15 protein-coding genes are annotated in these 21,482 nt (G+C 71.3%); 10 read left to right on the plus strand and 5 right to left on the minus strand.

What is annotated here, in order from left to right; translation table 11 throughout:
- Positions 1 to 82 precede the first annotated feature (82 nt).
- The 3 genes from ABZS61_RS07710 (at position 83) to ABZS61_RS07720 (ending at position 3,740) form a co-directional block, all read left to right on the plus strand.
- Entirely contained in the window at positions 83 to 784 is a 702-nt protein-coding gene (locus ABZS61_RS07710) for a DUF4232 domain-containing protein (protein WP_356417247.1), read from the plus strand.
- A 599-nt stretch (positions 785 to 1,383) separates the two neighbouring features.
- Positions 1,384 to 2,250 carry an acetylxylan esterase gene (locus ABZS61_RS07715; protein WP_356417248.1) on the plus strand — a complete coding sequence of 289 codons (867 nt, stop codon included), beginning with the start codon at positions 1,384 to 1,386 and terminating at the stop codon, positions 2,248 to 2,250.
- 77 nt (positions 2,251 to 2,327) lie between these two features.
- Entirely contained in the window at positions 2,328 to 3,740 is a 1,413-nt protein-coding gene (locus ABZS61_RS07720; protein ID WP_356417249.1) for a carboxylesterase family protein, read from the plus strand.
- Positions 3,741 to 3,798: 58 nt separating this feature from the next.
- On the opposite strand, the gene ABZS61_RS07725 is transcribed toward ABZS61_RS07720, so the two are convergent.
- Together ABZS61_RS07725 and katG are read right to left on the minus strand one after the other, a co-directional pair.
- Positions 3,799 to 4,911 carry a helix-turn-helix domain-containing protein gene (locus ABZS61_RS07725; RefSeq protein WP_356417250.1) on the minus strand — a complete coding sequence of 371 codons (1,113 nt, stop codon included), beginning with the start codon at positions 4,909 to 4,911 and terminating at the stop codon, positions 3,799 to 3,801.
- Between the two features lie 141 nt (positions 4,912 to 5,052).
- Positions 5,053 to 7,284, minus strand: coding sequence for a catalase/peroxidase HPI (katG, locus tag ABZS61_RS07730; RefSeq protein ID WP_356417251.1), 2,232 nt, complete (start codon positions 7,282 to 7,284; stop codon positions 5,053 to 5,055).
- Positions 7,285 to 7,812: 528 nt separating this feature from the next.
- Between katG and ABZS61_RS07735 the strand changes: the two genes are divergently transcribed.
- Positions 7,813 to 8,232, plus strand: coding sequence for a Fur family transcriptional regulator (locus ABZS61_RS07735; protein ID WP_356417252.1), 420 nt, complete (start codon positions 7,813 to 7,815; stop codon positions 8,230 to 8,232).
- 181 nt (positions 8,233 to 8,413) lie between these two features.
- On the opposite strand, the gene ABZS61_RS07740 is transcribed toward ABZS61_RS07735, so the two are convergent.
- Both ABZS61_RS07740 and ABZS61_RS07745 read right to left on the minus strand, forming a co-directional pair.
- The gene (locus ABZS61_RS07740) at positions 8,414 to 8,845 is read right to left on the minus strand and encodes a transposase (protein ID WP_356417253.1); all 432 of its coding nucleotides are present in this window, start codon (positions 8,843 to 8,845) and stop codon (positions 8,414 to 8,416) included.
- Positions 8,846 to 8,981: 136 nt separating this feature from the next.
- Positions 8,982 to 9,383, minus strand: a complete 402-nt coding sequence (locus ABZS61_RS07745; protein WP_356417254.1) for a hypothetical protein — start codon at positions 9,381 to 9,383, stop codon at positions 8,982 to 8,984.
- A gap of 539 nt (positions 9,384 to 9,922) precedes the next feature.
- Between ABZS61_RS07745 and ABZS61_RS07750 the strand changes: the two genes are divergently transcribed.
- Complete coding sequence (locus ABZS61_RS07750; RefSeq protein ID WP_356417255.1) at positions 9,923 to 10,180, plus strand: hypothetical protein; 258 nt, start codon at positions 9,923 to 9,925, stop codon at positions 10,178 to 10,180.
- 604 nt (positions 10,181 to 10,784) lie between these two features.
- On the plus strand, positions 10,785 to 14,162 hold the full coding sequence (locus tag ABZS61_RS07755) for a pyruvate carboxylase (protein WP_356417256.1): 3,378 nt from the start codon (positions 10,785 to 10,787) through the stop codon (positions 14,160 to 14,162).
- A gap of 72 nt (positions 14,163 to 14,234) precedes the next feature.
- On the opposite strand, the gene ABZS61_RS07760 is transcribed toward ABZS61_RS07755, so the two are convergent.
- Positions 14,235 to 15,107 carry a (2Fe-2S)-binding protein gene (locus tag ABZS61_RS07760; RefSeq protein ID WP_356417257.1) on the minus strand — a complete coding sequence of 291 codons (873 nt, stop codon included), beginning with the start codon at positions 15,105 to 15,107 and terminating at the stop codon, positions 14,235 to 14,237.
- 229 nt (positions 15,108 to 15,336) lie between these two features.
- Here ABZS61_RS07760 and ABZS61_RS07765 point away from each other — a divergent pair, with 229 nt between their 5' ends.
- The 4 genes from ABZS61_RS07765 to ABZS61_RS07780 are packed head-to-tail and all read left to right on the plus strand — an operon-like array spanning position 15,337 to position 21,452.
- On the plus strand, positions 15,337 to 16,539 hold the full coding sequence (locus ABZS61_RS07765; RefSeq protein ID WP_356417258.1) for an ATP-grasp domain-containing protein: 1,203 nt from the start codon (positions 15,337 to 15,339) through the stop codon (positions 16,537 to 16,539).
- The gene (locus ABZS61_RS07770; RefSeq protein ID WP_356417259.1) at positions 16,536 to 18,395 is read left to right on the plus strand and encodes an IucA/IucC family protein; all 1,860 of its coding nucleotides are present in this window, start codon (positions 16,536 to 16,538) and stop codon (positions 18,393 to 18,395) included. The genes ABZS61_RS07765 and ABZS61_RS07770 overlap by 4 nt, the downstream gene beginning before the upstream one ends.
- A gap of 6 nt (positions 18,396 to 18,401) precedes the next feature.
- Positions 18,402 to 20,150, plus strand: coding sequence for an IucA/IucC family protein (locus ABZS61_RS07775; RefSeq protein ID WP_356417260.1), 1,749 nt, complete (start codon positions 18,402 to 18,404; stop codon positions 20,148 to 20,150).
- A 57-nt stretch (positions 20,151 to 20,207) separates the two neighbouring features.
- A complete protein-coding gene (locus tag ABZS61_RS07780) occupies positions 20,208 to 21,452 on the plus strand; it encodes a type III PLP-dependent enzyme (protein WP_356417261.1) in 1,245 nt (414 codons plus the stop codon).
- The last annotated feature ends 30 nt before the right edge of the window (positions 21,453 to 21,482 follow it).

Here is a 21,482-nt window from a genome sequence, read left to right on the forward strand (position 1 = left end):
CCGCAACGGCCTCAACCCTTCAGGACGGTGCGCCCTGTCGTACGAGAGGTTCGGACGGCCCGAAACTGAGCAGGCGACAACTATGGGCTCACACGCGCGCACCACCCCGTCGCTGTCCGCGCGATTGCTCCGGCCGCCGAGCCGGAGGACGGACCGGAGGGCTCGGACGCTCCGTCGGCAGGTCCTTGCTCCGGTCGCGATCGCATCGATCGCCCTCGTCACCGCCGGATGCACCGGTACCTCGGCCCCGCCGGGACCGTCCGGGGCGACGCGGGCCACATCGGGCAACGAACGTCCCTCCGCCACGTCCTCCTCCGTCCCTGCCGCGGTTGCGGTCGCCCCCGACGACTCCGCCGGCTCGGAGCCTGCGGCAGCCGGTCCGGGTTCCCGGCGCTGTGGGGCCGAAGGCCTGGCCATGAGCCTGGGCCGTGCCGAGGCGAGGGCTGGGCAGATCTACTACCGGCTCACGTTCGAGAACACGTCCGAGGCTCCATGCACTCTGCGTGGCTTCCCCGGTGTCTCACTGATCAAGCGTGACGGCAGTGTGATCGGCGTGCCGGCCGAGCGTGAGGGCGAAATGTTGGAGCAGACGGTAATCGGTCCCGGCAGGACCGCGCACGTCACCCTGCACACTCTGAACCAGGGCATCAAGGACTCAGGATGCTGGGACCGGCCCGACTACCTGCGGGTCTATCCGCCGGGTTCCACGGACGCACTCACCCTGCGCACCTCCCAACTCCACATCTGCGGCGGCCGCTTCACGACCACCGCGGTGGACGGCTGACGAGGAGTCCTCTGTATGAACGGGCCGTCAGTGCGGTTGGAGCTCGAGGCCCGCACCCGGAAAAGGGGCGTGGCTGGACTCCGAAACCGGGTCCACCACCGAAATCGCAGAAATCCTGTAGTGCCACCGCAACACCGTGCGCAACCGGCTCGACTGCGTCACCCGCCTCTCCGGGCGGTCCCTGCTCCGGCCCGCGGACGTCGCCGCGAACCTGATCGAGCGTGACTGCCTCGCGCGTGCCGACGGGCAGCGAGGCCCGGGCCGGCGTTGCCTGGCGCAGGGCGTCGGCGCTCTCCCGCAGCCGGATGTACGCGGGGCTGAGGCCCGCCTGGCCCGCTCGGTCCTCCCGCCGGCACGGCGGGACGCACTCGCGCCCAGGGTCGTGGTGTCAGGTCCGTACTCGGCCGGCAGCGGCTGCGGCCGGACCGAGCATGGCACCACCGCCGAGGTCACGACTCTCGGCACGGTGCACAAACTCTGCCGTCGGGGATTGCCGCGATTGCGCAGAGACGGCCGCCGACCACTCGCACAGGATGTGCGGTCAGACACCGAAGTGATGTGGATGAATCACTCGGTCCACCCTGACGTCAGGAGTCGCCGTGTTGTGGAGAAGGAATCTGCTCGCCCCGTTGGCCGCGCTCGCTCTCGTCCTGTCCGCGTCGGCCGGCGCGGGCGCAGCGGCGGGGCCCACGCCCGTCGGTGCACCGACGGTCGCGGCCGCCGGTGACTTCGATGCCCCAGGCCCTTACGCGACCGCTGTGGAAGTCGGGGCGATCACCACCCTGTACTACCCGCGTGACATCGCGAGCAGCGACCGCCGCCACCCCGTCATCGTCTGGGGCAACGGCACCAACGGAATTCCCCTCGTCTACCGGGACCTGCTGCTCCACTGGGCCAGTCAGGGCTTCATCGTCGCCGCCGCGAACACCCCGCAGTCGAACCTCGGCATCTCCATGCGAGCGGGCATCGACATGCTCACCCGCAGGAACGCCGACCCGGGCAGCATCTTCCTCGACCACGTCGACCTCGAGCACATCGGCGCATCGGGTCACTCCCAGGGCGGTGCGGCCGCCATCGTCGTGGGCGCGGACCCCCGCATCGACACCATCCTGCCGATCCAGCCCGGTCCGCTGGCCAACATCAACGCGGTGCAGGTACCCGCGCTCCTTCTGGCCGGGGAGAAGGACAGCATCGTCTTCCCCTTCCTCGTGAAGGCCTTCTACGACGCCGCCGACCACATCCCTGCCCTCTACGGCGAGCTGCGCGGGGCCGACCACTTCACGGTCGTCGGCGACCCCGGTCCGTTCGCCGCTCCGACAACCGCGTGGTTCCGTGCCCATCTCATGGGCGACCGGACGGCCCGTGCCCAGTTCTTCGGCCCCGGCTGCGGCATCTGCACCGACACCACCACCTATTCCGACGTCCGCCGGAACAGCATGGCCCTGAACGTAACGGCCACCCCGTAACCCGCAGATCTCCCTCGTCACCGCCTTCCCTGCCGCCGCCCGGCAGGGAAGGCGGCACCGCTCGTGAAAGGACGGACATGGACATCATCGCGACGACCTGCCAAGGGAAGGTCCGAGGCCGCGTCCGCGAAGGAATCGCCACCTTCCTCGCGATCCCGTACGCCGCCGCGCCCTTCGGCGTGCACCGGTTCCGTGCCCCTGCGCCCGTCGAGCCCTGGGAAGGGGTGCGCGACGCGCTGGAGCACGGGCCGATCGCCCCGCAACGCCCCTACCGGCCGCCCCTGGACCAGTTGATTCCCGAGGTCGACATCAAGGGGGAGGACTGTCTCCACCTCAACGTCTGGACACCTGATTCAGGTGGCGATGCCGGTGCCGGACTACTGCCGGTGATCGTGTGGATCCACGGAGGGTCCCTGCGGAACGGTTCGACGGCCATGCCGCTGTACGACGGCCGTGCCTTCGCGCGCGACGGCGTGGTCCTCGTCTCGATCAACTACCGGCTCGGTGTCGAGGGATTCGGCGTGTTCCCCGACGCACCCGACAACCGGGGCCTCCTGGACCAGATCGCTGCCCTGACCTGGGTGCGGGACAACGTCGCAGGATTCGGCGGAGACCCTGACCGCGTCACGGTGTGCGGCGAGTCCGCCGGAGCCGTCAGTATCGCCGCCCTCATCACGAGCCCGCGTGCCGACGGCCAGTTCCACCGGGCGATCCTGCAGAGCGGCCCGCCACAGACCGTGACGCGCGGTCAGGGCGCGAAGACCGTGCGGGCGATGGCGAAGGAGCTACGGGTGCCCGCCACGGCGGAGGAGTTCGCCGCGGTGAACCGCGGGCGGCTGCTGGATGTGCAGGACGCGGTGGTCGGCAGGGCAGATCCGATCACCGGCGGGCCCGGCTTCCACATCGTGGTCGACGACGACGTCGTACCGGCCGATCCTCCACTTCCCTCGGTCGACCTGCTGCTGGGCTGCAACCGGGAGGAGTACCGACTGTGGTTCGTGCCCGGCGGAGCGGTGGACCGCGTCAGCGGGCTCACTCTGCGGCTGGCACTTCTGAAGTTCCGGATCCCAGGCCGGGTGGCGCGGCTGTACCGGGCCGCCAGGCCCGGAGCGAAGCCGGGGGTGATCCTCGGTGAGATGGCCACGGACCTGCTGCTGCGCGGGCCTCTCAACCGGCTTGCCGACTCCCGGCCCGCCCGCACGTTCCTCTACGAGTTCGCCTGGTGTTCGCCGGTCCTGGGACTGGGTGCGTGCCATGCCCTGGAGATCGGTTTCGTCTTCGACAACCTGCGCCAGGCTGAAGCACTGACCGGGCCGGATGCCCCACAGCCGCTTGCCGACGTCATGCACAGGGCCTGGGTCGCCTTCGCCACCTCGGGAGACCCCGGCTGGTCCGCCTGGGACGCACGACGGCCGGTCATGGTCTTCGACCATCCGGACACCGGTACGGTCCTCGCGCCGCGGCAGGAGGAGCTGCGGGCCTGGCTGTAGTGGCGGGCCCGGCCCGCCGCGGGGGCACGCAGTCGGGTCCCGCAGCCGGGATTCCTGGTCAGGTGAGGTCCGTGGCGACGAGTGCCGCCTGGAGCAGCCGCGCCTCGGCAGGGACTGTGAGGTCCAGCCCGGTCAGCGTGCTCACCCGGTGCAACCTGTAGTCCAGCGTGTTGCGGTGGATGCACAGCTCCGACGCGGTCCGGCGGCGGTTGTGCCCGTGGTCGACGAACACGCGCAATGTCTCCAGCAGGTACGGATGGTCCGCCAGGGGGTCGAGCTTCGCCGCCAGCCGCAGCAGCGCGTCACCGGGACGCGCGAGCTGGTACTCCAGCAGCACGTCGTCGAGCCGGTACAACCCGGGCGGCCGGCCCAACCGCTGTACGAGTTCGAGTACGCGCCCCGCCTCCGCCGCCGCGGCAGGAACGGCAGCCGGCCCCACGGCCGGGGCGGCAGCCGCGAACACGGACTGCCCCACGTCCTTCCCGAGCGAATCCGGCAGCCCGGACAGGTCGCAACTGCCGGGCAGCAGCGCGATCCCGGCGACGTGATCCATCAGCACCGGGACACCCGCGAGGGCCTCCAGCGACGACTGCACCAGCCTGGACGGCGGACTCGACTCGAAGGCCAGGGCGACGACCTCATGCCCGCCGGCCACGGTGACCCGTGCCGCCTCAGCCAGCTCGACGTACGGCTGTCCGGCCAGCAGAGCGGTCAGCAGCGCCCGCCGTACCCGCTTGTCCTCACTGTGGATGTCTTCCTGGGCATTGCGGTGGGCGAGCACGACAGCAGGCATGGCCGCGTGCAGACAGGCCAGCAACTTCGCTCCTGCCCCGGTCAGCTCCTCGGGCTCCGCCGTCTCGGACAGGGCCTGCCACCACACCTCGGCGCCGATGAGATAGGCGGCGATCACCGCCTCCAGGGGGACGCGTTCCTCGGCCCGGCGCCCCGACCACTCGATGAGCCGGGTCAGTTCACCCGGTCCCATCACGCCGTCCTCACGCAGTGCCCGCAGCAGCAGGTCGTGCACCGCCGTGATCGACCGCGTCACCTCGCCCTCGAGCGTCCGGCGCGGCAGTTCCCCGTAGAACGGCACCTCCGCCGCACAGCGAGCGACGACGGCGCCGGTGAAGTCACCGCGGCGAACAGCCATCCGTGCGTGCAGACCAGGCATCGGCGTATCGTCACACCGCCCAAATGTTCCCGTCAATCACTCGCTGTCCACCGTGGTCGCACCGCCGGACAGCATGCTCGGGCCGACGACGGCGGAGGTACTGTCCGGGCCGGCCGGTGACGGCCGGCCCGGACAGCAGGATCAGACGAGGTCGAACCGGTCGAGGTTCATGACCTTGTCCCACGCCGCGACGAAGTCGCTCACGAACTTCTCCTTCGCGTCGTCGCTCGCGTAGACCTCCGCGACGGCGCGCAGCTCGGAGTTCGATCCGAAGACGAGGTCGGCGCGGGTGCCGGTCCACTTGACCTCACCCGTGACGGCGTCGCTGCCCTCGAAGGTGTTCGCGTCCTCGGACGTCCCCTTCCACGTCGTGCCCAGGTCGAGCAGGTTGACGAAGAAGTCGTTGGTCAGCGACCCAGGGGTCGCGGTCAGGACGCCGAGCGAGGACTGCTGGTGGTTCGCACCCAGGACGCGGAGGCCACCGACGAGGACCGTCAGTTCGGGGGCGCTCAGGGTCAGCAGGTTCGCCCGGTCGAGCAGCAGGTACTCGGCCGGCAGCCGGTTGCCCTTGCCGAGGTAGTTGCGGAACCCGTCGGCGGTCGGCTCCAGCGCGGCGAAGGACTCCACGTCGGTCTGCTCCTGCGACGCGTCCACACGGCCCGGCGTGAACGGGACCTCGACGTCGAAACCGGCGTCCTTGGCCGCCTTCTCGACGCCTGCGGCGCCGGCGAGCACGATCAGGTCGGCGAGAGAGATCTGCTTGCCGTCGGTCCGGCCGGAGTTGAAGGACTCCTGGATCCCTTCGAGCTTGCGCAGCACCGTGGCCAGCCCGTCGGGCTCGTTGACCGTCCAGCTGCTCTGCGGCTGGAGGCGGATGCGCGCGCCGTTGGCGCCGCCGCGCTTGTCGCTGCCGCGGAACGACGAGGCCGAAGCCCACGCGGTGGAGACGAGCTCGGACACCGTCAGGTCCGAGGCGAGGACCAGGTCCTTGAGGGAAGCGATGCCCTCGGCGTCGACGGGCTGGTGCGTCACGGCGGGCAGGGGGTCCTGCCACACTAGTGTCTCCGCCGGAACCTCCGGGCCGAGGTAGCGCACGACGGGGCCCATGTCGCGGTGGGTCAGCTTGAACCACGCGCGTGCGAAGGCGTCCGCGAACTCGGCGGGGTTCGCCAGGAATCGCCGCGAGATCACCTCGTAGGCCGGGTCGATCCGGAGCGAGAGGTCGGTCGTCAGCATCGTGGGAGCGTGGCTCTTCGACGCGTCGTGGGCATCGGGGACCGTGCCCGCCCCGGCGCCGTCCTTCGGCCGCCACTGGTGCGCGCCGGCGGGGCTCTTGAACAGCTCCCACTCGTGGCCGAACAGGATCTCGAAGAAGCTGTTGTCCCACGTGGTCGGGGTGTTCGTCCAGATGCCCTCGAGGCCGCTGGTGATCGCGTCCCCGCCCTTGCCGGTGCCGAAGGAGTTGCTCCAGCCGAGGCCCTGCGCCTCGATCGGGGCGGCCTCGGGGTCGTCGCCGACGCTTTCCGCCGGGCCCGCGCCATGGGTCTTGCCGAACGTGTGGCCGCCCGCGATCAGGGCGACCGTCTCCTCGTCGTTCATCGCCATGCGGCGGAACGTCTCACGGATGTCCCGGGCCGCGGCGAGCGGGTCCGGCGTGCCGTTCGGGCCTTCGGGGTTCACGTAGATGAGCCCCATCTGGACCGCACCGAGGGGGTTCTCCAGCTCCCGGTCGCCGCTGTAGCGCTCGTCGTCGAGCCAGGTGGTCTCGGGACCCCAGTACACGTCCTCGTCGGGCTCCCAGACGTCCGCCCGGCCGCCGCCGAAGCCGAAGGTCTCGAAGCCCATCTGCTCCAGGGCGACGTTTCCGGTGAGGATCATGAGGTCGGCCCACGAGAGGCTCTGGCCGTACTTCTTCTTGACCGGCCACAGCAGGCGACGGGCCTTGTCGAGGTTCCCGTTGTCCGGCCAGCTGTTGAGGGGGGCGAAGCGCTGCTGCCCGGCCCCGGCGCCGCCGCGGCCGTCGCTGATCCGGTAGGTGCCCGCACTGTGCCACGCCATCCGGATCATGAACGGGCCGTAGTGGCCGAAGTCGGCCGGCCACCAGTCCTGCGAGGTCGTCAGCACTCCCGCGATGTCCTGCTTCACGGCCGCGAGGTCGAGGGTCTTGAACGCCGCGGCGTAGTCGAACTCCTCGCCGAGGGGATTGGCCACGGCGGGGTTCTTGGCGAGGATCTTCAGATTGAGCCGCTCCGGCCACCACTGGCGGTTTCCGCCGCCCTGAGTCGGGTGCGGGGCGCGCCCGTGCGCGACGGGGCAGCCACCTCCGCCCTCTGTCTTCGCGTCGGTGACGATTGCGTCATGGTTCTCGGACATGGGAATCCTTCCGGACGGGGCGGATCGCGTTGCTCAGTAAGTGCGGGCGTTGGAGCGGTCGGGGCACAGGAGTGAGTGACCTCGGTTCGGCCGATCGACAAGCGGTGCGGTCGGACGCGCCGGTCCGATGGCCTCGGCGGCCGTTCGGCCGACGGGACGCGTCCCGTCGCGGTCAGCACGTGGAGGGGCTCGTCCAGGTTCTGAACGGGGCTGCCCGCACGATCGCTCACCCCGGAGACGACCGCCTCGGCAACTCCGAGGCGGTCACCGCCCCGGAGGGTCTCGAGCGGCGCGACGCGGGCAGTAGTCATCCGCGGACCGGCACCACGCAGGTCCTCGGGGATGGTCCCGTCACGTCTCTCTCCTGCCGTTCTGGAGTCTTCCTGTCCCTTGGCTATCGCCGGAACTGATCCTACGATGGATAGAGTCCAGGTCAACAAGAACACCAGACTCGTACTCAATCGGAGGCCGGACACTCACCGGTGGACGTCGGGTATATACCGCCAAGGCTGAAATAGGTGAACCGATATGAGTGACCTGCTGGAGCGACTGCGAGGACGTGGCTGGCGGATGACCTCCCAGCGGCGCGTCGTCGCGGAGGTGCTCGACGGCGACCACGTGCACCTCACCGCCGACGAGGTGCACGCGCGTGCCGTACAGCGACTGCCCGAGATCTCCCGTGCGACCGTGTACAACGCCCTGGGCGAGCTGGTCGCCCTGGGTGAGGTCATCGAGGTCTCCACCGACGGCCGTGCCAAGCGCTTCGACCCCAACGCGCACCGCCCTCACCAGCATCTGGTGTGCTCCACATGCGGCACGGTCCGGGATGTTCACCCGACCGGCGATCCGCTGGCCGATCTCCCGGTCGATGAGCGGTTCGGCTTCACGGTGTCCGAGGCCGCGGTCACCTACCGCGGGCTGTGCCCGTCCTGCGTCCCGGTGTCCTGACCCTGAGGCGAGGGGCGCTCGGATGGCCTCCTCGCCCTGATGCGCCGCACTGCTTCACCCCCGTCCGGCGGCCAGGACGTGTTCACGCAGGCTGACCGTTCGGTCCTGTAAAGGGCGGCGGACGCGGCCCCAGCCTGCCGTAGGGCAGCCGGCGCGGCACGGCCGACACGGCATGAGGGGGTCATCTCACCCTTGACCTGCAGGGCGTAGGCCAGGCTGGTGGTTTTCGAGGCCGTGGCGGAAGTCGGCGTCGCCCCGAAGCCGGTGTCCGCGACCTGCGCCGCTGCGCGACCGCGGCGAGTTCATCGAGCATGTTGAGCGCGAGCTGCCACCCAGGCCGGTGACGCCCCTCCTCGGAGATTCGGCAACGGGTCCGGCGGCTTCGGTGTCGTCCCACCCTGCTGGGCAGGAACAGCCGCCGGGACAGCGGGCACGAAGCGGCGTCGGACGCGGCATGGATGCTGACCCCGGTCTGACAGTTCCCGACCTTGCCCAAGGCGCCGGAGTGCTGCCTGGCCACTCCGGGCGAGGGACGCTCCGTCCTTGGGGACCCGATGGCACCCGCCACCCACACCACCGCCCGGCGGGCCAACCTGAAGCGCACCGTGTCCACCTGACACGCGACGACTTCACGAACTGCTGACGGTCCACACCCCGCCCCCTGCAATCGGCTGCATCGACTTCCGACGACGTGACAGTGCCCTATGGAACCCAGGAGGAGGTGGGGCCGCAGTGTGTGGTTCGGACGATCAGTCGCCGACGGAGGAGGAGACGAACTTGTGGTCGAGCGTGAGATCGTCGCCGGCCTTGGTCCGGAAGGTGGTGATCAAGTACCGGGTGTGCTCCGGGAGGTTGCCGCCCTTCCAGGCGCTGCACTGGCCGGCGCTGAGTCCCGACGTGGTCACCGTGCGGAGGATGTCGTAGTTCGAGTTCATCAACGTCGCCTTGACCCCGTAGCCGTCCGCGTCGGTGTCGCATGCCCTGAGCGCGTCGCCAGGCGTCGAGCCGGCCGGGTCGGCGTTCCACTCGGCGCGTCCGTAGCTGCCCGCCGGGATGGTCGTGGCGGCCGAGGCCGCCGTCGACATCCCGATCACGAGAACACCGCTCGTCAGGACTGTGCCGATCGCCTTGGTCTTCGGACCGATACGCATCAGATTGCTTCCCTCCCCATCGGGCGGCTGAACGTGCCGACCCTCGAACGGGTGATCATGCCGCAGCAGGAACGTCAGGTCCAGTCAATAAGTCCGCTGTCTGCGCGGGCAGTTCGGGGTGCCGACGCCAGGAGGACACCGCTCGGCGGCACCGCGTCGGGAGCGGGTCGGTGGTGCCGTGGCGCGCGGCATCGTCCAGCATCAGGGCTGATGAACGAGTTCTGTCGTTGATCTTGTGACGGCCGCATCCCCCGTGGGGTGTCTGGCCCCGTCAGCCTATGCTGAACGCGTTCAGTCGATCATTGGGCGGGATGCGGATGAGCACTTCATCGGGACGGTTGTCGGCTCTGGCTGCCGTGTTGGCCTGGGCCTGCGTGGGTTGCGCCGGCGCAGGGGGTGAGGCAGCCCGCGTTGATGAGTCGGCTCTTGCGGGCGCGTGGAGCAACCCGGCCGGCGCTCGCCTTGTTTTGAGAGCCGACCGCGGCATGACGTGGGACAGACTCGATAGCGCCATGTGGGGAGGCACACAGTGCCCTGACATGGCAGCCGGGCACTGGAGCTTCTTCAGCTCGCCGGACGACACGGGTACGTCATTCGCCGACGACGATTTCACCAGCGGCGACCACATGGCGCTGACGATTGGCGATCAGAAGACCCCCTGCCTCCTTCGAGCCCAGATCCGGCATGATGGGCAAGGACTCAACCTCTGCCTGGTAGAGGACCCGGACTCCGACTGCTCTGCCGAAGAACTCCTTCGCCCGGAGTCGGCGACGCCCACAGACCGGGCACGGAAATGACCGGCTGTCCTCACCTCCAGAGAGATCACTTCGGCCGAGTACGCCGGTCCCGCCTGCGTTTCGTGATCATTCGTGCGGGATGAGGGTGGCACCGCGCGGTAGGGATGGGCTGTTCGGGGTCGAACCCGTCGGGAAGAGGCAGCCGCAGGGCCGTCCGGCGCCGGTGGACAAGCGGGTCAGGGCGTTCGACCCGCTCGTCCCATGCCTTGTTCCACCTCCCGCGCAGCCCTGCGGGCCGCGCCGCGAGATGCGGTGCCTTCCATGGTGCCGTCGGCGGCCGCACCTCCTGGGCCCTGGACCGCAGTTCGGCCCTGAGGGCACGTCGGCGTCCGCCCGCGTCTCACGGTGTCGGGCCGCCGGTGGACGCAGGTGGCCGGAGCCGTGCGAGAAGCTCCCGGCCTCGAACACCGTGTCTTCGGTGCCGACGCCTGATTCCCTCGGGGTGAGGTATCTCCCACGGGCGTGAGCTATCTCCCGCTGGTGGGAGATCGACGCCAACGCTACTGATCGGTACCGTCCACGGGGACAGCGGATGCCGATCCCGGCAGCCGGAATGACATCGCCACCTGGGGCCGCTGTGCCCGCAACACGACAGGGGACATTGATGTTCCGCAAGGTATTGGTCGCCAACCGGGGCGAGATCGCGATCCGCGCGTTCCGTGCGGCGTTCGAGCTCGGCATCTCCACCGTGGCCGTGTTCCCCCACGAGGACCGCAACTCGCTCCACCGTGCCAAAGCAGACGAGGCCTACCAGATCGGTGAAAAGGGCCATCCGGTGCGGGCCTACCTCTCGGTCGACGAGGTCATCAAAGCCGCGCGCAAGGCGGGTGCCGACGCGGTCTACCCCGGATACGGCTTCCTGTCGGAGAACCCCGACCTCGCCGCCGCGTGCGCCGAGGCCGGGATCACCTTCGTCGGGCCGCCCGCTTCCGTACTGCACCTGACGGGCAACAAGTCCCGTGCGGTGGCGGCCGCCCGCGAGGCCGGGGTTCCCGTACTGAAGTCGTCGGAGCCGTCCACCGACGTGGACACGCTGGTCGGCGCGGCCGACTCCATCGGCTTCCCGGTGTTCGTCAAGGCCGTCGCCGGCGGCGGCGGGCGGGGGATGCGGCGTGTCGCCGAGCCCGCAGAGCTGCGGGAGTCGATCGACGCGGCGATGCGCGAGGCGGAGTCGGCGTTCGGTGATGCCACCGTCTTCCTCGAGCAGGCCGTCATCAACCCACGCCACATCGAGGTGCAGATCCTCGCCGACACCCAGGGCAATGTCGTCCACCTGTACGAGCGGGACTGTTCGTTGCAGCGACGCCACCAGAAGGTGGTCGAGATCGCGCCCGCGCCGAACCTCGACCCCGAGCTGCGTGCGCGCATCTGCGCCGACGCCGTGGCGTTCGCCAAGCACATCGGGTACGTCAACGCGGGCACCGTGGAGTTCCTGGTCGACGAGCGCGGCAACCACGTCTTCATCGAGATGAACCCCCGTATCCAGGTGGAGCACACGGTCACCGAGCAGGTCACCGGGCGGGACCTCGTGATCGGGCAGCTGCGGATCGCCGCGGGGAAGTCTCTTCCGGAACTGCGCCTGACGCAGGACGACATCGTGCTCACCGGCACCGCCATGCAGTGCCGTATCACCACCGAGGACCCCGCCAACGGCTTCCGCCCCGACACCGGCACCATCTCCGCGTACCGTTCCCCGGGCGGCCCCGGAGTGCGGCTCGACGGCGGCACCGTCCACACCGGTGCCGAAGTGTCCGCCCACTTCGACTCGATGCTGGTCAAACTGACCTGCCACGGCCACGACTTCGCCAACGCCGCCCGCCGCGCACGGCGTGCGATCGCCGAGTTCCGTATCCGCGGAGTGTCCACCAACCTGCCGTTCCTGGGCGCCGTGCTCGACCACCCCGGCTTCCGCGAGGGCCGCATCACGACGAGCTTCATCGCCGATCACCCCGAACTGATCCGGGCGCGCCCCTCGGCGGACCGCGGAAGCCGCATGCTCACGTACCTGGCCGAGACGACCGTCAACCGTCCCCACGGCCCGCGTCCCCAGGTCATCGACCCGGCCGTCAAGCTCCCTTCCGTCTCCTCGGGCACACCGTTCCGCGAAGGATCGCGGCAGCGCCTCGCGGCCCTCGGGCCGGAGGCATTCGCGGCGGAGCTGCGTGCGCAGCGGGCCGTCGCGGTGACGGACACGACGTTCCGCGACGCGCACCAGTCCCTGCTGGCCACCCGGGTGAGGACGCGCGACCTGCTGGCCGTCGCCCCGCACGTCGCCCACACCGCACCGGAGCTGCTGAGCCTGGAGTGCTGGGGCGGTGCCACCTACGACGTGGCCCTGCGCTTCCTCGCGGAGGACCCCTGGGAGAGGCTCGCGGCCCTGCGGGAGGCGGTGCCCAACATCTGTACGCAGATGCTGCTGCGCGGGCGCAACACCGTCGGCTACACGCCCTACCCGGTCGAGGTGACCGAAGCCTTCGTCGCCGAAGCGGCGGCGACCGGCATGGACATCTTCCGGATCTTCGACGCGCTCAACGACGTCTCGCAGATGCGTCCCGCCATCGACGCCGTACGGTCCACCGGCACCGCTCTCGCCGAGGTGGCCCTCTGCTACACCGCGGACCTGTCGAACCCGGCCGAACAGCTGTACACGCTCGACTACTACCTGCGCCTCGCGGAGGAGATCGTCGAGGCCGGCGCGCACGTCCTGGCCATCAAGGACATGGCCGGCCTGCTGCGCCCGCCCGCCGCCCGCACCCTGGTGACCGCGCTGCGCGAGCGCTTCGACCTTCCGGTGCACCTGCACACCCATGACACCGCGGGCGGCCAGCTGGCGACGCTGATCGCCGCGATCGACGCGGGCGTGGACGCCGTCGACGCCGCCGTCGCCTCGATGGCGGGCACCACCAGCCAGCCCTCGCTGTCCGCGCTCGTCGCCGCCACCGACCACACCGAGCGCGCGACCGGGCTCTCGCTCGACGCGGTCGGCGGACTCGAGCCGTACTGGGAAGCCGTGCGCAAGGTCTACGCACCCTTCGAGTCGGGACTGGCGTCGCCCACCGGACGTGTCTACCACCACGAGATTCCCGGCGGGCAGCTGTCGAACCTGCGCCAGCAGGCCATCGCGCTGGGCCTCGGCGACCGCTTCGAGCTGATCGAGGACTGCTACGCGGCGGCCGACCGGATGCTGGGCCGACTGGTCAAGGTGACGCCCTCCTCGAAGGTGGTGGGCGACCTCGCCCTGCACCTGGTCGGAGCCGGGGTCAGTGCGGCCGACTTCGAGTCGGACCCCGGCAAGTTCGACGTACCGGACTCGGTCGTCGGATTCCTGCGCGGCGAGCTGGGCGACCCGGCCGGCGGCTGGCCCGAGCCGTTCCGTACGCGCGCCCTCCAGGGCCGCCCTGCGCAGTCCGAGGCCGCGACCCTGTCGGAGGAGGACCGTGAGGGACTCGGCCGGAACCGGCAGGCGACACTGAACCGGCTGCTGTTTCCCGGCCCGACCAAGGAGTTCGACGCCCACCGCGAGGCCTACGGCGATACGTCCGTACTGCCCACGCAGGACTTCTTCTACGGTCTGGAGCCGGACACCGAGCACACGGTCACCCTGGGCGCCGGTGTCACGCTGCTGATCGAGCTGGAGGCGATCTCGGAAGCCGATGAACGCGGCTTCCGTACGGTGATGGCCACGCTCAACGGCCAGTTGCGCCCGGTCGCGGTACGGGACACGTCCGTCGCCACCGAGGTCAAGGCCGCGGAGAAGGCCGAGCGGGGCAACGACGGGCATGTCCCGGCGCCGTTCGCGGGCGTCGTGACGCTCCAGGTCGCGGAGGGCGACTCGGTGTCGGCGGGTCAGACGGTCGCCACCATCGAGGCGATGAAGATGGAGGCATCCATCACCGCCCAGCGTGCGGGCACGGTCGAGCGTCTCGCGATCGGACGGATCCAGCAGGTCGAGGCGGGCGATCTGCTCATCGAGATCGGCTGACGTCCGTCTCCTCATGGGGGAAGGCCGGTCCGGGCGATGTTCCCGGGCCGGCCTTCCCCCACGCGTGCCGAGTCATCCGGCCGCCGGGGTCCTTTCCGCCTCGATGCGGCGCAGCCGTTCGGCGTCGCAGGTGCGGGGGCAGGTGTCGCACGCCTCAGCGGGGCGGATCGTGTAGTAGAGGCAGCAGCCCGCCCGGTCCCGTGTCGGGTACGACCTGCCGTCCGCGGCCGTCAGGTCCCGGAAGCCGGCGCCGGCCGGGAACGGCGCGACCGGCCCCGGCAGCAGCCGTCCGGCCTCGCCGACCGCCCGTTCCTCCTCGCCGAGCATGCGTCCCACGTACCAGATGCCCGAGACGAGGTCGTCCTCGACCATGCCCCACAGCGCCCGGGGCCCGCGACGCACCCGGGGGCCGAGCGCCGCGCACAGCGGACGCACCAGATCGGCGACCGCCGTCCGCAACACGTCGCCGAGCGCTGCCTCGTCGGACACCCGGCGCACTCCTGGGAGGCCCTCGGCGGGATCGCCCGGCAGACAGGCGAACGTCCCGGGCACCACCTGGTACCGGTCCTCGCACCGGCCGATCCGCACATCCTCCGGCCGGGGCAGCGGGACCCGGCGGTCCAGGTACCAGGGTCCGCTCAGCAGCAGGCACAGCGACCAGAGGCAGTCGTGCAACAGGCGGGAGGCCACCACGTCGGGGCGCGCCCGGTGGTCGAAGCGCTGCGTGATCCGTGCGGCCTCCGTTTCGAGGAAGGCGTCCAGCAACCCGGGCCGGAGCGCCAGTTCGGCGACATCGACCCAGCTCTGCCCGGCCGGGGCACGCGGCTCGGCCACCTCCGCGTCCAGACCCGGGCAGAGTGAGGTGAGGCGGCGGTAGGTGGAGGCGAGGAGGGCGGAGGCGCTCGCGGCGGGCCGGAGTGACGCCGGTGCCGGGGCGAGGATCACGGGAGGCTCCTAGAGGGCGGGGGTACACACGTACGCAGGCGCGACCGCGGAGGTGCGGCAGCCCTGGCGGAGCGAGCGACTTAGGGGAGGCTCACCTTACTACCTTGCTGTCGATCGCGTCTCGGTTCGCGAACCCCCTGTGCGTGGCGACCAGTTGGTAAAAGTAGGTTTGCCTAACCTAAGCTCTCTTTCCTTTCTTGTCGTACCAGCGCGCCGGAAGTGATCGCCCATGCAGACGTACCTGCTTGCCCTCAATCCGACCGATTCGGTCATCAGTGGCTTCCTCCCGGCTGCCGGGCGGCTCGGCCTGTCCGTGACCGTGCTCACCGACCAGCCGGAGGCGTACGGGTCACCCGCCGCCCTCGGGCCGGACGTGGAGGTCGCCGCCTGCGACGTCCGCGACCACCGCGCCGTGATCACCCACATATCCCGGCAAGGGCAGCCCGCCGCGGTCTTCACCAACAGCGACCACCTCCAGACCCAGGGCGCACTCGCAGCAGACTTCTTCGGCCTGCCCGGCAAGAACTGGCAGGCCGCGCTGCGCACCAAGGACAAGGCCCTGATGCGCCGCCACCTCGCCGCCGCCGGGGCCGAACCCCTCCATGCTGTCGAGATCCTCCCCGGACAGTCACCCGCCGCGTGCGTCGAGGCCGGGGGAGTGGTGTATCCCTGCGTCGTGAAACCGCGCGACGGCGTCGCCAGCGAAGACGTCGTACGCGCCGAGGGACCCGCCGAACTCCTGCGCCTGTGCGCGGAGATCCGCGCGCGCCGACCGGACGCCGCCCTGGTCGTCGAGGAGTTCCTGCCCGGTGAGCTGTACACCCTGGAGACCCTGGGCGACGGTCGGCGCCTGCACGTCCTCGGCGGATTCCACACCCGCCTCTCGCCGCCACCCCACTTCATCGAACAGCGGCTGACCTACGTCCCCGACCACCCCGCCCCCGTACGTGAGCAGATCCTGGATCGGCTCGCGCTGCTCGGTGTGGGATTCGGCGCCTGTCACACCGAGTTCGTCGTCCACGAGGGCCGGGCGCGCATCATCGAGGTGAACTACCGCGCCATCGGCGACCACGGCGACCTGCTGCTCGCCGAACTGCTCGACATCCCGCTCTTCGACCACATCCTGGCCACCCATCTGGGTGCGGCCCTGCCGGAGAGCCTCGGCGCCCGCACGGACCGGGCCGCACGGATCGACTCCCCGTGCGCAGACCGGGCCGGGGTCCTCGCGTCCGCGCCCGGCCCGGTCGACCGGGTGGAGGGAGACGTACGCCTGACCTACCGGCCCCTGCGCCCGACCGGCGAGCGCCACCCGCTGCACCGCACCAACCGCGACTACCTCGGCATCCTGCGGACCATCGGACCCGACCAGGAATCCGTGGACCACGCCGCCGACACGTTCCTCGCCGACCAGCGGTGGGAGATCACCCCATGAGCGCGGACCGGCCCCGTGCCTCCGGCGAACAGGGGACGGCCCGGTCGGGCGCCGCAGAACCCCCGGCCGCCGCAGCCCACCAACTGCTGCGTGTTCTCGGTGCCCTGCTGCGCGAGGACGTGGCCGGGCTGCGCACCCGTACCACCCTCCTCCACCGTGCCGACGGCCCCTGGCTGCGGCTCGCCACCGGTTCCGGCCGCGCCCTGCTCCTCCCCGTGCGCGAGGACGGCTTCCAGGGGACCTGGGGCGCCCGGCTGCCCCTCCTGCACCAGGAACCGGAGGGCACCGACCTGACCACCACCGACGAGGTGCTCGCCGCTCTGGCCCTGCTCGCCGTGCCCGAGGACGCGCCCGGCTACGCGGCCTTCGCAGAGGAGTGCCGCAGCGACCTCGCGGCCCGCCGACTGCATGCCGCGACCCGGGACCGGGTCCTCGCCCGGCTGACGGACAGCCACGGGCCCCGTCCGGCCCACTGGCGCGGCCACACCGGATCCCTCGCCCACGACACCCTCGCCGCCCGGACCGACCACCCCGTGCACCCCGTGTCCCGGGGCCGCAAGGGCCTGGGGGAGCAAGAACTGCGCGCGTACGCACCCGAATTCCACCCCCGCTTCGCACTCCGCTGGCTGTCGTTGCCCGCCGGGCGGGTCACCCTGGCGCCCGGAACCGGGTCCGGCGTGACCCCGGCCCCGTACACCGCCTCGGAAAACGGAGACGTACCTCTGCACGAAGGCTGGCCCACGCCTGCCGAGCTGGGACTGCCTGCCGACCACCACGAGGGGCACATCCTGCTGCCCGTCCACCCCCTCACCGCCGCCGGCCGTCTCCGCGATGCCCTGGCCGAGTCCGGTCTCGGCCGGCACGCGGTCCTCGCCGAGACGCCCCTGCTCGACGCCGTACCGACTCTGTCCATGCGGACCGTCGCGCTCGTGAGCCGGCCCGACACCCACCTGAAACTCCCCCTCGCCACGGCCACGCTCGGACTCCTCAACCGGCGTACCGTCACGCCTGGTTCACTTCGCGACGGTGCCGCCGGACAGCGGCTGCTGGAGGGCGTCCTGCGCCGCGAACCCCGCTTCGCAGGGCGAGTCCTGCTCGCCGACGAGACCCGCTACGCCCACGCCGGACACGAACTCCTCGCCGTACTCCGCCGCACCCAGCCGGCCGGACTCGACGACGCCGCCGTCCTCCCGCTCGCCGCACTGCAGGCACCCGCCCCCGACGGGCGCCCGGTCATCGAGCACCTGGCCGACCGCTTCCACGGTGGCGATCCGGTCGCCCTCGCCGACGCCGTCCTGACCTTGCTGCTGGACTGGCAGACCACCCTCTTCGGCCACGGCATCGCCCTGGAGTCCCACCAGCAGAACATCTCCCTCGTGCTCGGCGGCGGAACGGACAAGCCCCGGCTGCTCCTCAAGGACAACGACGGACCGCGCGTCCACACCCGGCGGCTCGCCGAGGCATGGGGGTGCGCGGAGCCCACCGCCGACGACCTCGGTTTCGCCGACGGGCGGATATGCGGCACGGAGGACGCGCCCGTCGCCGACCTGTTCACCACCATCACCGTTCACCTGTGCTCGGGCTCCCTGGCCTTCGGCCTCGCCGCACACGGCACCGCGCCCCTCGACTGGCTGCTCGGGCTGATACGTGACCGGCTCGCGGACGCGATCGACCGGACCGCCGCCACCCGACCGGGCGCCGCGGCCGTGCTGCGCGCCCGCGTCCTCGACGCACCCGAGCTGCCCGTGAAGGCCATGGTGACGGCCGGCACCCTGCTCACCAAGGCCCGGTCCGGCGCCGCCGACATCAACAAGCACTACACCACCGGCCCCAACTACCTTTTGCGGAAGGCATGAACACCGATGCCCAGCACCACCACGCCCCGCACCCCGGCCCGCACACCGGCACACCCGCCCACCGCGGACGAAGCGGTCGGCCACACCCTCCTCAACTGCCTGCTGCGTGAGGCGACCGCACCGCAGGACCGCACCCTCGCCGACGGCCGACTCGTCCTGCGCCTGCCACGCCACGACACCCTTCTGCGGGTCGGCGTTCGCCGCGCCTCACTCCTGGGCGCCCACCGCTTCACCGGCCCCGTGAGCATCCGGGAGAGCCTGCCGGGCGGCGCGTGGACGGCGATCGGATGGCAACGGCTCGCCGAACTGGTGCACGCCGAACTATCCCTGCGCACCGGCACGGACAACGACGAGTTCCTGGCCCAGGTGGCCGCCAGCCACCGCTCGGTCGCCAGCGCCCTCGCCCGCCGGGCCACCGCCTCCGCCCCCGGGAACCCGGCGGGCCGACCGGATCCGCTCGCCGCCTACCTCGCCTCCGAGCAGTCCCTGCTCCTCGGCCACCGCTTCCACCCCACGCCCAAGGCGCACGGCGGCGACCCGGACGCCTGGACCGCGTACGCCCCGGAGGAAGGCGCCCGCTTTCCGCTGCGGCTGCTCGCCGTCCGGGAGAGGTTTCTCGCCGAGGAGACCGCCGAGCCCGGGGGAGCGGGGGCCCTCGACCGGGCCGGAGAGGCACCGCCCGGGTACCGGCTGCTGCCCGCGCACCCCTGGCAGTTCCGGCTGCTGGGCGGACACCCCGCCCTGCTGGCCGCCCTCGCCCGTCAGGACGTGCTCGACCTCGGTCCGGCAGGGGCACCCGTCACCCCCACCGCCTCGGTGCGCACGGTCCACGACGGGCACGCCTTCCTGAAGTTCAGCCTGGACGTACGCATCACCAACTGCCTGCGGAAGAACGCCTCGTACGAGCTCACCGGTGCTGTCGCCCTGACCCGGCTGCTCGCCCCCGTCCTCGCCGACCTCGCCCGGCGCCACCCCGCCGCCTCCGTACTCCGCGAGCCCGCCTACCGCTCGCTCGCCCTCCCCGGCGCGGACGGCCGCCCCGACCGCACCCTGCTCGAGGGCTTCGGTGTGATCGTCCGGGAGGGCCTCGCCCGCCACACCCCGGCGGGCACAACCCCCCTGCTGGCCGCGGCCGTTGCCGACGAGTACCCACTCGGACCCGGCCGGGTCTCCGAACTCCTGGCCGGCGCCGGACCCGACGAGGCCGCCGAGTGGTGGCGCCGCTACACCACCCTGCTCGTCCCGCCCGTCCTGACCGCGTACTTCCGCCACGGTGTGGTCCTCGAACCCCACCTCCAGAACGTCGTCGTCTGCGTCGGCCACGACGGCCTGCCGGAGCGGGTCCTCTTCCGCGACCTCGAAGGCACCAAGCTCCTGCCCGACCACCACGCCGCGGCGCTGCGCAGGCTCCCCAGCGAAGTTGCCGGGCCCCTCACGTACGACCGGCGGCGCGGCTGGGACCGGGTCGTCTACTGCCTGTTCGTCAACCACCTCGCCGAACTCCTCGCTGCCGTCGCGGACCTGCACCCCGAGACCGAACCCGCTCTCTGGCGGCAGGTGCGCACCACACTGGAACAGAGCGCGGACTCCCTCGGCCGACCGGCCCAGCTGAGCGCCCTGCTGGCGGGGGCACCGCTGCCCGCCAAGGCGAATCTGCTCACCCGCTGGCGCCGCTCGGCGGACCGCGACGCCGGGTACGTCCGCCTGCCGTCCCCGCTGGCCCCGCGACCTTCCAGCGGGGCGCACGCCCCCTGACCCCGGGCCGATACCGCCGACCAGCACTCCGGCCCGCCGACGACGAACGGATCACCGTTGCCCCCTTCTCTGCTCAACCCCGCCGTACGGGCCGAGGCCCGAGCCCTCGAATCCGATGAACTGCCCTGCTACGTATATGACCTGACGGCCCTGGACCTCCACGCTGCGGCGGTGCGCGCCGCCCTTCCGCGAACGGTGGAGCTCTACTACGCCGCGAAGGCCAACCCCGAACCTGAGGTCCTCGCCGCCCTCGCCCCGTGGACCGACGGCTTCGAGGTGTCCTCCGGCGGCGAACTCGCCCATGTACGAGCTGTCGTGCCGGGGCAGGCCCTCGCCTTCTCCGGCCCGGGCAAGACCCCCGACGAGCTCGCTGCCGCACTCGCCGCCGGGGTGGAGCGGGTGCATGCCGAAAGCCTCCACGAGGTGCGGATGCTCCGGGCGCTAGCCGCCCGCTCTCCCGCGCCGGGCCGCCCTCCCACCAGGGTCCTGCTCCGCATCAACCCGTCCGTTCCCGACGGGACCCTGGCAGGCAGCGCACTCACCATGGGAGGCCGTCCCACTCCCTTCGGCATGGGGACCGAGGAGGCATCCGAAGCGCTCCGCCTGCTCACCGGCGACGACTGCCCCGGGCTCGAAGCGGCCGGATTCCACGCGCATCTGGCCAGCGGGCTGCACGCCGAAGCCCTGCTGCGGGTGGCCGAGGCGGTCGTGGACGCGGCGTCCGGTCTGTCCCGCCACCACGGGACGGCCCTGCCGGAAGTCGTCGTGGGCGGCGGTATGGCCGTGGACTACACGCGCCCCGCCGACCGCTTCGACTGGGCCGCCTACGGAGCGGGTCTGGACGCCCTGGCCCGGCGTCACCCCGGCGTGCGCCTGCGCGTCGAGCCCGGCCGTGCCCTGACCGCCTACTGCGGCTGGTACGTGACCGATGTACTGGATGTGAAGCGCAGCCACGGGGAGGACGTGGCCGTGGTCCGCGGCGGCACCCATCACTTGCGGACGCCGGCCGCCAAGGGGCACGACCAGCCGGCGGAGGTGGTGCCCGTCGAGCCGTGGCCCCACCCGTGGCCGCGCCCGGCGGCGGAGGGCGGCCGGGTGACGGTCGCCGGTCAGCTCTGCACGCCCAAGGACGTGCTCGCCCGGGGTCTGGCGGTGGCCGGGCTCAGGGCGGGGGACCGGGTGGTCTTCGCTCTGGCCGGCGCGTACGCCTGGAACATCTCCCACCGCGACTTCCTGATGCACCCACCGCCGGGCTTCCGATTCATCGGCGAGCCGGGGACGCGGAGCCCCGGAGAGTGTTAAATTAGGCAAGCCTAACCTAAGGAGTTGCCA

The organism is Streptomyces sp. NPDC005566 (genome assembly GCF_040605575.1).
Taxonomy (GTDB): domain Bacteria; phylum Actinomycetota; class Actinomycetes; order Streptomycetales; family Streptomycetaceae; genus Streptomyces.